Genomic DNA, 13,075 nt, shown 5'->3' on the forward strand with positions numbered 1-13,075 from the left:
AGCTTATCACGATTAATATTCACCCCATGCCTTAATCTCGATATCTGAGAGCTTGGTAGTGCAGAATGCTGATATGAATGCACTGGCAAGACGGCTGTTGGTAATCAACGGAACGTTGAGGTCGATTGCCGCACGGCGAATCTTGTAACCGTTGGTAAGCTCAGAGCTGGTGAGGTTCTTAGGAATGTTCACCACCATGTCAATCTCGTGGTTGTGGAGCATATCAAGAGCCTTTGGAGTCTTGCCGTCGTCCGGGTCTGAAGGCCAGAGCACATGGGTGTTCTCAATGCCGTTCTCAGTGAGGAACTTACTTGTTCCGTCTGTTGCAAAGAGCTTATAACCATGTTTCACGAGCATCTGTGCAGCGTCGAGCATGTCTGCCTTCTGCTTTGCACTACCAGTAGAAAGAAGAATGTTCTTCTCCGGAATACGCTGACCTACGGAAAGCATACTCTTGAGCACGGCACAGCTTGTGTCGTTTCCGATACATCCAACCTCACCGGTAGAACTCATGTCTACACCGAGAACTGGGTCAGCCTTCTGCAGACGGTTGAACGAGAACTGAGAAGCCTTGATTCCCACGTAGTCAAGATCGAAGAGGTTCTTGCTCGGTTTCTCTACCGGCAGACCCAACATAACTCGTGTGGCAAGCTCGATGAGGTTGATCTTCAATACCTTGCTCACGAATGGGAACGAACGGCTGGCACGCAGGTTACACTCGATGACGAGGATATCATTGTCGCGAGCCATAAACTGGATGTTGAACGGTCCGTTGATGTGGAGTTCCTTGGCAATCTGACGGCCGACGCGCTTCACACGGCGCACGGTCTCAACATAGAGTTTCTGTGGAGGGAACTGTATTGTAGCGTCGCCGGAGTGTACACCGGCAAACTCGATATGCTCAGAAATGGCGTAAGCAATGACCTCACCGTCTTTTGCCACGGCATCCATCTCAATCTCCTTGGCATGCTCGATGAACTTGCTCACTACGACCGGATGATCCTCGCTGACATTGGCAGCCAACTGGAGGAAACGCTTCAGCTCGTCCTCATTAGAGCATACGTTCATGGCAGCACCTGAGAGCACGTAGCTTGGGCGCACGAGAACAGGGAAGCCTACCCTATCGATGAACTTGTCGATGTCTTCCATGCTGGTCAGAGCGCTCCACTCAGGCTGGTTGATACCGTTGTTGGTGAGCATCTGAGAGAACTTGGCACGGTCTTCGGCATTGTCGATGTCCTTAGCCTTGGTACCGAGAATCGGCACATGCTGCTCATCGAGGCGCATTGCAAGGTTATTAGGAATCTGTCCTCCGGTGGAAACGATTACGCCATAAGGCTGCTCCATGTCGATGATATCCATAACACGCTCGAATGTCAACTCATCGAAATAGAGACGGTCGCACATGTCATAGTCGGTAGAAACGGTCTCAGGGTTATAGTTTATCATCACCGAGCGGTAGCCCTCCTTGCGGATAGTATTGAGAGCCTGCACGCCACACCAGTCGAACTCAACTGAAGAACCGATGCGGTATGCACCTGATCCGAGCACCACGATGCTGCGGTGGTCGTTCTCGAAGGTGATGTCGCTCTTCACACCGGCGTATGTAACATACAGATAGTTGGTCTGTGCCGGATATTCCGCAGCAAGGGTGTCTATCTGTTTTACTACAGGAAGGATGCCATAGTTCTTGCGCAACTGTCTTACTACAAGACCTGCCTTAGCCATGCTGTGAAGCTCCTGCTCCAAGCCGACTGCACGAGCTATCTGGAAGTCGGTGAAACCATAGACCTTAGCCGTGCGCATCAGTTCCTTGTCAAGAGTATTTATGTTGCACTTCTTCATCTCCTCGTCGATGTCGATGATATGCTTCAGCTTCTCGAGGAACCACTTGTCAATCTTAGTCAGTTCATGGATATCGTCAACGGTATATCCCTTGTGCATAGCCTTCGAGATGACGAAGATACGCTTGTCTGTAGGTTCACGAAGGGCGGCGTCGATATCAGGAATCTCAAGTTCCTTGTTCTCAACGAAGCCGTGCATACCCTGACCGATCATACGGAGACCCTTCTGGATAGCTTCCTCGAAGTTGCGGCCGATAGCCATTACCTCACCGACAGACTTCATCGATGATCCCAACTCCTTGTCTACGCCACGGAACTTGCTCAAGTCCCAGCGTGGTATCTTGCAGACCACATAGTCGAGAGCCGGTTCGAAGAATGCGCTGGTGGTTTTGGTCACGGAGTTCTTCAGCTCGAAGAGTCCGTAGCCCATACCGAGCTTTGCAGCAACGAAAGCCAGAGGATAACCTGTTGCCTTTGAAGCGAGAGCTGACGAACGGCTCAAACGGGCATTCACCTCGATCACTCTATAGTCTTCGCTCTTTGGGTCGAACGCATACTGCACGTTACACTCACCCACGATACCGATATGGCGGATGATCTTGATAGCCAAGGCACGGAGCTTGTGATATTCTGAGTTTGTAAGCGTCTGTGAAGGAGCGATTACGATACTCTCTCCCGTATGGATTCCCAGCGGGTCGAAGTTCTCCATATTACAAACGGTGATACAGTTGTCGTAGCGGTCGCGCACCACTTCATACTCTATCTCCTTCCATCCCTTGAGACTCTTCTCCACAAGCACCTGTGGAGAGAAAGCGAATGCCTTCTCAGCGAGCTTGTTCAGTTCCTCCTCGTTGTCAGCGAAACCTGATCCCAGACCTCCCAATGCGTATGCGGCACGGATAATAACAGGATAACCGAGTTCGGCAGCTGCCTTGCGTGTCTGTTCGATGTTCTCGCAAGCCTCGCTCTTGATGGTCTTCACGTCAATCTCGTCGAGCTTCTGAACGAAAAGCTCACGGTCTTCTGTGTCCATGATAGCCTGCACCGGTGTGCCAAGCACCCTGACATTGTATTTCTCGAGCACACCGCTCTTGAAGAGTTCAACACCGCAGTTGAGAGCCGTCTGTCCGCCGAAAGAAAGGAGGATACCATCCGGACGCTCCTTTTCGATTACCCTCTCCACAAAATATGGCTGGACAGGAAGGAAATAGATCTGGTCGGCAACGCCCTCGGATGTCTGTACGGTGGCGATGTTAGGGTTGATGAGAACTGTTTCCACTCCCTCCTCACGGAGTGCCTTGAGTGCCTGAGAACCGGAATAGTCGAACTCACCGGCCTCACCGATCTTCAATGCGCCTGAACCTAAGAGCAGGACTTTCTTTATATTATCGTCTTTCATTATTATATTATCTTGAGTTTCTTGATACTTTGATTCCACACTGCCAGTCTCAAGAGAGAGAGGACGGCAGAATGTGACTATAACGTGTTTCAGCGAATCATTATTTGAGTGCTTCAACGAACTTGTCGAACATGAACTCTGTATCTACCGGTCCGGAGCAAGCCTCCGGGTGGAACTGGCTTGAGAACCAAGGGTTGGTCTTGTGCTTGATGCCCTCGTTGCTGCCGTCGTTCATATTCACGAAAAGTTCCTCCCAGTCCTTGCCGAGAGTCTTGGCGTCAACGGCATAGCCGTGGTTCTGGCTCGTCACGAAACACCTGTCTGTGCCAGCCATGCGCACTGGCTGGTTGTGGGAACGGTGACCGTATTTCAGTTTGTAGATGCTTGCGCCGCCTGCCTTGGCGAGCAACTGGTTACCCATACAGATACCACAGATTGGCTTTGTAGACTTTGACATCTGCTTGCGGATGATTGCCACTGCTTCCTCACACATGTCCGGGTCGCCAGGCCCATTGGCGAGGAAAAGGCCGTCGAACTCCATGTCGGTATAGTCGTAGTTCCATGGCACACGGATAACTTCCACACCACGGTTGATGAGACAACGGATGATGTTATGCTTCACGCCACAGTCAACAAGCACCACCTTGCGGCCGGCACCCTCGTTGTAGCGGATAATCTCCTTGCAGCTCACACGGTCGACGAAGTTCACTCCCTCATACATTGCCACCGGCACATTGTCCGGCTCGTCGTCGAAGAGAATCTTTCCCATCATGACACCGTGCTCACGCAACACTTTAGTCAGCTCGCGGGTGTCGATGCCGGTAATTCCCGGCACATGCTCGCGCTTGAGCCAATCGGCAAGCGACTCTACAGCATTCCAATGACTATACTGCTCGCTATAGTCGGCAACGATGATTGCCGAAGCATGGATTTTGTCACTCTCCATAAATGTAGCCAGACCATTCTCTTCGATAGTGAACGGAGGCACGCCATAGTTACCTACAAGCGGATAAGTGAGAACCATCAGCTGACCTGCGTAGGAAGGGTCGGTAAGGCTCTCCGGATAGCCCATCATGGCTGTATTGAACACCACCTCGCCAGCAACGGGCTGGTCGTAGCCAAACGACTTTCCGTGGAACTTGGTTCCATCTTCCAAGACTAAAGTTACATTTCTCATTTATATAGTTGTTTTTAAACCTTGCGGTTATTTTGTTATAATTCTATTTTCTCTTCTTGTATTTGTTCTCATAGAAGCTGACGAAGGCTCTGTTTACAAGCTCCGTGCCTCCGGGAGTAGGATAGTTACCGGTGAAATACCAGTCTCCCTTATGGCCAGGTATAGCCTCGTGGAGTCCTTCGATAGACTGGAACACGAGTTCCACCGGTGTTGTCATGCCTTCTGGGCGCAGCATCTCGATGATTTTCTGGTTTATCTCATTCACCGTGAAAGGCGTGTAGATGTCTCTCACGCAGTTGCGCATCTCGGCTCTCGGTTTCTTGAGCTCTGCGAGACAGTTCTCATAAATATCGTCAACGACATGGAGCATGTCGCGTTCCTTCAGCAGCTGCATTGTGGCACCAAAGACACAGAACTCCTCCAGGCTCGGCATGTCGATACCGTAGTAGTCGGGGTATCGTATCTGTGGCGAACTGCTCACCACCACGATCTTCTTTGGGTGCAGGCTGTCGAGAATCTTCAGGATGCTCTCTTTCAGAGTGGTTCCCCTAACGATGCTGTCGTCGATGATGACGAGATTGTCAACGTATGGCTCTATCGAACCGTATGTCACATCGTATACATGCGACGCCAGGTCCTTACGGGTGTTTCCCTCTGTGATGAAGGTGCGAAGCTTGATGTCCTTCCATGCCACCTTCTCACTCCGGACATACTGATGGAGAATCTCCTGCAGCTCGTCCTTAGTCGGTGTATGGCCGAGGTTATACAGACGTTCTATCTTCTGGTCGTTGATATACCTCTTGAAGCCTCCGAGCATTCCGTAGAACGCCACTTCGGCTGTGTTTGGTATGAAAGAGAACACTGTATGTTCGGTGTCGTAATCCACAGCCTTCAGAATACTCTCCGTGAGCTGTTCTCCGAGCTTCTTGCGCTCATTGTATATATCGCGGTCGGAACCGCGGCTGAAGTATATTCTCTCAAACGAGCATTTGCTGTCGCCACGCTGTTCGATTATCTGCTCCAGACTGTCCACGCCGTTCTTTGTCACTACTATCGCCTGTCCGGGCTCCAGCTCGTGGATGTCGTCGCAGTCGAGTCCGAATGTGGTCTGAAGCACAGGGCGCTCGCTTGCCAATGCTATCACCTCGTCGTCCTTATACCAGAAAGCCGGACGAATCCCCCATGGGTCTCTCATGGCAAACATCTCTCCGCTTCCTGTCAGTCCGCACATCACGTAGCCACCGTCGAAGTCGGTCATCGTGGTTTTCAGCACATTAGCCATCTTCACGTTGTCATCGATATAATCGGTGATGTCGCGTCCTTTGAGGCCCTTCTTCTGGGCATCTATGAAGTTGCGCTCCACCTCTCTGTCGAGGCGGTGGCCCATCAGTTCGAGAGTGATATAGGTGTCGCTGTATATTCTCGGCGACTGTCCCATAGCGAGTAGTTTCTCGAAAATCTCATGCACGTTGGTCATATTGAAATTTCCGCAGAGACAAAGATTCTTTGCTCTCCAGTTGTTTCTTCTCAGAAACGGATGCACGAATGTGAGTCCGCTCTTTCCTGTAGTGGAATAGCGCAGGTGGCCCATATACATCTCTCCTGCAAACGGAAGATTGTGGCGTGCATAATCCACATCAGCGAGCTGTTCCTCTGAGAGGTCCATGAATTTCTTGTGTACTGTGCTAAAGATCTCCGTGATGGCGTTGGAACCTTCCGCCCTCTCCCTGAACATATATTCGTGGCCGGGCAAAGCTGCGAGATTCACGCATGCCATTCCGGCTCCTTCCTGTCCTCGGTTGTGTTGTTTCTCCATCATGAGATAGAGTTTGTTAAGACCATACATCCAGGTGCCATACTTCTCCTGGTAGTATTCCAGTGGTTTCAGCAGTCTCACCATTGCCACACCACATTCATGCTTCAAAGGTTCCATTTATGAATTCTTATTAAATATGTATTATCCTTACTGTAACTATTACCCTAATATATTCAAAGCAAGGGGCTCACCCCTCGGAAGAGGAGCAGCCCCAAGATATAGATGTCAATTATTCAACGGTCACCGACTTGGCGAGATTTCTCGGCTGGTCAACGTTCTTTCCTTTGCACACTGCGATATGGTATGCAAGGAGCTGCAACGGAATGGATGCCACAAGCGGCTCAAGACATTCGAGCGTCTGCGGAATCTCTATCACTTCGTCGGCAATCTTGCTTATCGTGTCGTCGCCTTTAGAAACCAATGCTATGACCTTTCCCTTTCGTGCCTTGATTTCCTGAATATTGCTGAGCACCTTCTGATACATCTCATCATGCGGAGCTATTACCACTACCGGCATATCAGAGTCGATAAGGGCGATGGGACCGTGCTTCATCTCTGCAGCTGGGTAGCCTTCGGCATGGATGTAACTGATTTCCTTCAGTTTCAGAGCGCCTTCAAGCGCAACCGGATAGTTGTAGCCACGTCCCAGATAAAGGAAATTGCTGGCATAGGTGAAGGTCTTGCTCAATTCTGATATCCTGTCGTTCAGCTTCAACAGAGACTTCATCTTCTCTGGCACGGTACACAGTTCGCTGACAATCTTGGAGTATTGTTCGTTTGTAATCGTGCCCTTCTCCTTGCCGAGTGCCAGTGCGAGCATCAGAAGCACGGTGACCTGTCCGGTGAATGCCTTGGTGGAGGCAACGCCGATCTCCGGTCCTACGTGTATATACGAACCGGTGTCTGTGTCTCTCGGTATGCTCGAACCGATAGCGTTGCATACTCCATAAACGAATGCGCCGTTGTCTTTTGCCAGGTTCACGGCAGCCAACGTGTCGGCTGTCTCACCGCTCTGGGAGATTGCTATCACGACGTCGGAACTGTCGATAACAGGATTTCTGTATCTGAACTCGCTGGCGTATTCCACTTCCACCGATATGCGGCAAAGCGACTCTATCAGCTGCTTGCCTATGAGTCCGGCATGCCATGACGTGCCGCAGGCAACGATTATCACACGCTTGGCAGCAAGGAGCTGACGTCTGTAGTCTATTACAGCACTGAGTGTAACATTGTTGGCTTCCACGTTTATCCTTCCACGCATGCAGTTCTCCAGACATTCCGGCTGCTCGAAGATTTCCTTGAGCATGAAATGCGGGAAACCGCCTTTCTCTATCTGTCCGAGGTCGAGGTCTACGGTGCAGATTTCCGGATTAAGCGTGTCGTTGAGAGTATTCACCACCTTGAGGTCTTCGCCACGGCGTATCACGGCGATATTGTCGTCGTCGAGATAAACCACCTTGTCGGTGTATTCAATAATAGGAGTGGCGTCGGAACCGAGGAAGAACTCGTCCTCGCCTATACCGATGACCAGCGGACTCTGCTTGCGGGCAGCGATAATCTGGTCTTTGTCTCTCTTGTCGAGCACTGCAATGGCATAAGCTCCGATGAGCTGGGTGAGGGCAAACCTCACTGCCGTAAGCAGGTCTACGTTCTTTCTCGTCTGTATATATTCTATGAGCTGCACGATGACTTCTGTATCGGTATCCGAACGGAATTTCACGCCATCGGCAACGAGTTTCTTCTTCAGGTCAGCATAGTTCTCGATGATGCCATTATGAATGATGGCGATGTTCTTCGACTCTGAATAATGCGGATGTGCATTCACCGACGATGGTTCACCATGAGTAGCCCAACGTGTGTGTGCTATTCCAACAGTTCCGGATATGTCCTTATCCTCACAGAACCGCTCCAGATCTGCCACCTTGCCCTTAGTCTTGTATACGCTGAGGTCGCCATTGTCGTTTATCATAGCGACGCCCGCACTATCGTATCCTCTATACTCTAATCTCTTAAGTCCCTTAATGAGAATAGGGAAGACCTGTCTTTTACCTATATATCCTACAATACCACACATATCAAATAAAAATTTGAAATGACAGAAAGCCTTACAATCTAACCAACGTCACGATAAGCGACGTTATAGACGTCAGAGAACTGATACTTGCAATCCAGATCGACGTACTCGAACCAATTACAGAGTTTCTCTTCTTTGTTTTGTTAGGCTCCACATAAATCTGGTCATTCTGCTGCAGATAATAGTATGGAGACTTTATGATGTTTGCATCTGTCAAGTCAAGCCTGTGGGCAGACTTTCTTCCTTCGCTGTCTTCTCTGATAAGCAACACATTCTGGCGTTTACCATAGATAGTAAGGTCGCCTGCCTGTGCCAAAGCCTCGGGTAGACTTATTTTCTCTGTTTCCACAACAAACTCTCCCGGTTTGTTTACCTCACCATACACGCATACTCTGAAGCTGGACATGCGCACGGTGATGATAGGATTCTCCTTCTCTGCCATATAAGGTTTGATTCTGTCGTGGATGACAGCCTCACACTCGCGTTTGGTCAAACCTGAAACTTTCACCAATCCTATGATAGGGAAATTGATGTAACCGTTGTTGTCAACAAGGTATGTTGACTCCTTGGCATTAGCAATGTTATTATTATTACCAGTATTGAGATTGAACGGCACGGCTGCTCTTGGATCGGTGGTATTTACGGTAATCACCAAGCCATCCTTAGGCATGATCTTGGCATCGAAAAGTCCCTTCGAAGAAGATAAGTCCAGTGTGTCAATGTTCTGATAATAAGCGAATTGCTTTATGCCACCACAGCTAAAGAGGGTGAACACAGCTACCAATAATACAATTGGCATAAGTAGTTTCTTCATACTCGTTCAATTAAGATATAGTTAAAATCTTTGCAAAAATAATCCTATTTTCTGAAAGCGGCAAATATTTCTATACAAAATCCCCATTTCTCTCACATATAATTCATGTGGTGGGAAATGGGGATATGGATTATTCATTCATCGCCCCTCATGCCACTATCCTGGATAGTCAAAGGGGAAACGACTCAGTATGTTCGTCCTGTCCGTCAACTTATCTACTCGCCGACTTGTCCACCCGCTTATTGCGACCGACCTGCCGACGCGTGAACGCGACGGGAATCAATAGAACTTGAAGTAGTTGCGGGCGTTGTTGTAGCTGATGTCCTCAACCATGCGAGAGAGGCTCTCCATGTCGTTTGGCAGCAAGCCCTTCTCAACGTCGTTGCCGAGCAGATTGCAAAGCAGACGGCGGAAATACTCATGACGAGGATATGAGAGGAACGAACGGCTGTCGGTGAGCATACCTACGAAACGGCTCAGCAGACCAAGAACAGAGAGTGCGTTCATCTGGCGTGTCATACCGTCGAGCTGGTCATTGAACCACCAGCCTGAACCGAACTGGATCTTGCCTGGGCATGAACCGTCCTGGAAGTTGCCGAGCATTGTGGCGATAACCTCGTTGGCACATGGGTTCAAGCAGTAGAGGATAGTACGTGTGAGCTTGCCTTCCTTGTTGAGTTCGTTGAGGAAGTGGCTCATCGCTGTTGCTGTGGTAAACTCACCGATTGAGTCGAAACCGGTGTCAGCACCGAGCTTGTCGTACATCAGACTGTTGTTGTCGCGGATTGCTCCGTAATGGTACTGCTGTGTCCAGTCGCTTGCGAAATCCTGTTCAGCGAAGATGCGCAGGATGCAGTGTTTGAACTGGCGGACCTCCTGAGCCGAAAGCTGCTGCTTGCGCATTGCCTTCTCGAAGATTGTCTCGATCTGAGAGTCTGTATATGGTTCGTCGTAGAACTCCTCGATACCGTGGTCTGAAAGGCGGCAGCCGTTCTCATGGAAGAAGTCGTGGCGCTTCTGCAGAGCGTCCACCATATCGGCAAACTTGTTGATTGTGACACCAGCCACCTCACCGAGCTTGTTCACGTATTCAGGGAATTCAGGCTTCTCGATGTTCATTGCCTTGTCAGGACGCCATGCCGGAATCATCTTGATCTCGAAACCGCTCTCGCGAGTCTGCTTGTGGTAGCGCAGATCGTCGATTGGATCGTCGGTGGTGCAGACACACTCCACGTTGTAGCGGCGCATGAATCCGCGTGCGGTATATCCTGGCTGCTTCAGCTTCTCGTTACATTCGTCGAAGATTTCTCTTGCTGTCTTAGGACTCAAAAGTTTGTCGATGCCGAAAGCGGTCTTCAGCTCGAGGTGGGTCCAGTGGTAAAGAGGGTTGCGGAAAGTGTAAGGAACGGTCTCTGCCCATTTCTCAAACTTCTCCCAGTCTGAAGTATCCTTGCCTGTGCAGAATTTCTCGTCAACACCGTTGGTTCTCATCGCACGCCACTTGTAGTGGTCGCCTCCGAGCCAAAGCTCTGTAATACTCTTGAACTGATGGTCGTTTGCCACCATTTCAGGAATCAGATGACAGTGATAATCGATGATTGGCATCTTGGCCGCATGATTGTGGAAAAGTTCCTGCGAGGTCTTGGTTTCAAGCAGGAAGTTTTCGTCCATAAATTGCTTCATGACTTAATATTATTTTAGTATTAATTGTTAATATGTAATTTGTTTAATCTTTTCTGTGCAAATATACGGCATTTTTTTTGATTACATCATTTTTTAAGCTATATTTGCACAATCTAAACGAAAAATCAAATAGGCAAGACCTTTTATGAAAAACAAAAATTCAGTTTCTAACTATTCCTTCAAGCGCACAGACAGAGTGCTTTTGATATACACGGGAGGCACAATAGGCATGGGATGCAACCGTGAATCAGGAGCATTGGAACCTCTGGACTTTAACCATCTAATCAGCTGCCTTCCGGAATTTGCTGCCATCGAGACGGGAATCGACTCTTATCAGTTCACGCCTCCCATCGACTCCAGCGACATGACGCCGCGCTTCTGGTCGCAACTCGTAAGGATCATTGCCGACAGATACGACGACTACGACGGTTTCGTAATACTGCACGGCACCGACACCATGGCATTCACGGCATCAGCACTGTCGTTCATGCTCGAAAACCTGACAAAGCCTGTGGTGCTGACAGGAAGCCAGCTGCCTATCGGTCAGCTGCGCACCGATGGCAAAGAGAACCTCGTGACGAGTATTGAGGTGGCTTCTGCCCACCATGACGACGGCACACCGATAGTTCCAGAAGTGTGTATCTATTTCAACGGCCACCTGCTGAGAGGCAACAGGGCAACGAAAGCAAACGCCGACGGGTTCAACGCCTTTGAATCTTACAACTATCCTCATCTGGCAGATGCCGGAGTGAACATCACATACCACGAGGAGCATATCCTGAAGAGGGACTTCAGGAAGAAACTCATCCCCCACTTCGCATTAGACCCCAACGTCACCGTGTTCACGCTTTTCCCTGGTGTGCAGGAGCAGATCACGCGCCACGTAATCGAGTCGCCGGAGCTTCGCGCCATAGTGATGAGGACCTACGGCAGCGGAAACGCACCACACCACCCCTGGCTCATGCGACTGCTCAAGGAGGCTACAAGCCGCGGAATCACTGTGGTGAACATCAGCCAGTGTGATGCCGGAGCAGTGGAGATGGGCAGATACGACACGGGATTCCAGCTCAAGAACATGGGCGTGGTGAGCGGTTACGACAGTACCGTGGAGAGTGCTTTGACAAAACTCATGTTCCTGATAGGTCAGCACAACGATGTTAATCTCGTGAGATCGAACATTGTGAGAGATATCTGCGGAGAGATAACTGTGACAGAATAAAGGCAAAAGAGAAGTCTCTGACTTTTACAAATAAATCGAGTAGGAGGAAAACGAAGCTGTTTTCTTCCTATTTTCGTATTTACAGTCCTCTCACACCACCGTTCGTGCGGTTCCGCATACGGCGGTTCCTATTTCGGCTGCCATTCGAGATACTATCACATAAGATAGAGAATAGAGATACCGTTTGCCTGATTTTTTGCATTCTATGCCCGTTTGGGGTCAAAGACATACTGTCCCTTCTTGTCGGTAACGCTGCCGAAACGGATGGCATGGCGTGGACAATTATGATAGCAGGCGAAGCAAGTGAGACAGCTGCCATCATGGTTCCATTGCGGCATACCGTCATCGTCAAGCGACATGTTGCCGACGGGACACGATGCCACGCACTTCCCACACGACACGCAGAGCGACTCTTCAACATGGAAATAACGGTCGGTGACGAGTTTGCGCACAAATGCCTCGCCGAGCAGACCACTGTTGATTCTCTTCCATCTGCCCAGATAGCGCATGAAAGCCCCCTTCGCCATCTCTCTTATCTTTTCTGCTATAAACTCCATGCGCGGCTGCGCTTCATGGAGCTTGTCGCTGACCACCTTCTCCTTGTCTACATCCATAAAGGGCAGTCCGACGTATGTATTCGGCATCCGCACATCAAACACGGCATCGAGAGAAACGCCTTGTTTCTTGAGATCGCTGCGCAATATATCCATACTCTCGCCAACGGTGTCGCCAACGGTACAGACTGAATACACATAGGGTTTGACATTGCGCTCCGAACCGACGCTCAACGTCATTCCTGACAACACGCGACGAAGCAGCATCGGCGGGCGCCAACCGTGAACGGGAAAGAAGATGCCGAGAGGCTCTACGGGGTTCAGCTGCACATGAAGGGGCTGGCTGCATACAGAGGCGATGTCTACTACCCTCTCGTCTCCTGTCATGCGGGCGATGCTCTCGGCAACCCACCTGGTGTTTCCTGTGCCGGACAAATACAGTATCATAATCGTGAATTTAGGGTATTTTCTTGTTTTATTGGGAAATATTCAATA

At 49.9% G+C, this 13,075-nt stretch carries 8 protein-coding genes; 1 reads left to right on the forward strand and 7 read right to left on the reverse strand.

Features of this window, described 5'->3' with window-relative positions:
- Positions 1–12: 12 nt before the first annotated feature.
- The 6 genes from carB to uxaC form a co-directional block, all read right to left on the reverse strand.
- Positions 13–3,243, reverse strand: a complete 3,231-nt coding sequence (gene carB, locus ACDC99_RS06185) for a carbamoyl-phosphate synthase (glutamine-hydrolyzing) large subunit (RefSeq protein WP_022315921.1) — start codon at positions 3,241–3,243, stop codon at positions 13–15.
- A 100-nt stretch (positions 3,244–3,343) separates the two neighbouring features.
- Entirely contained in the window at positions 3,344–4,420 is a 1,077-nt protein-coding gene (gene carA, locus ACDC99_RS06190) for a glutamine-hydrolyzing carbamoyl-phosphate synthase small subunit (RefSeq protein ID WP_370756214.1), read from the reverse strand.
- Between the two features lie 43 nt (positions 4,421–4,463).
- Entirely contained in the window at positions 4,464–6,353 is a 1,890-nt protein-coding gene (locus ACDC99_RS06195) for an amidophosphoribosyltransferase (RefSeq protein ID WP_022315919.1), read from the reverse strand.
- 112 nt (positions 6,354–6,465) lie between these two features.
- A complete protein-coding gene (glmS, locus tag ACDC99_RS06200; RefSeq protein ID WP_370756216.1) occupies positions 6,466–8,310 on the reverse strand; it encodes a glutamine--fructose-6-phosphate transaminase (isomerizing) in 1,845 nt (614 codons plus the stop codon).
- A 31-nt stretch (positions 8,311–8,341) separates the two neighbouring features.
- Positions 8,342–9,124, reverse strand: coding sequence for a polysaccharide biosynthesis/export family protein (locus ACDC99_RS06205; protein ID WP_022315917.1), 783 nt, complete (start codon positions 9,122–9,124; stop codon positions 8,342–8,344).
- Between the two features lie 279 nt (positions 9,125–9,403).
- A complete protein-coding gene (uxaC, locus tag ACDC99_RS06210) occupies positions 9,404–10,807 on the reverse strand; it encodes a glucuronate isomerase (protein WP_042518931.1) in 1,404 nt (467 codons plus the stop codon).
- 145 nt (positions 10,808–10,952) lie between these two features.
- On the opposite strand from uxaC, the gene ACDC99_RS06215 reads away from it, so the two are divergent.
- Positions 10,953–12,026 (forward strand): asparaginase, encoded by a 1,074-nt coding sequence (locus ACDC99_RS06215; RefSeq protein WP_044066288.1) that lies wholly within the window; start codon positions 10,953–10,955, stop codon positions 12,024–12,026.
- Positions 12,027–12,229: 203 nt separating this feature from the next.
- Here ACDC99_RS06215 and ACDC99_RS06220 read toward each other — a convergent pair whose 3' ends face one another.
- Positions 12,230–13,027 carry an EFR1 family ferrodoxin gene (locus ACDC99_RS06220; RefSeq protein WP_370756219.1) on the reverse strand — a complete coding sequence of 266 codons (798 nt, stop codon included), beginning with the start codon at positions 13,025–13,027 and terminating at the stop codon, positions 12,230–12,232.
- Between the last annotated feature and the right edge of the window lie 48 nt (positions 13,028–13,075).

It is taken from the genome of Prevotella pectinovora, from assembly GCF_041323955.1.
Taxonomy (GTDB): Bacteria; Bacteroidota; Bacteroidia; order Bacteroidales; family Bacteroidaceae; genus Prevotella; species Prevotella pectinovora.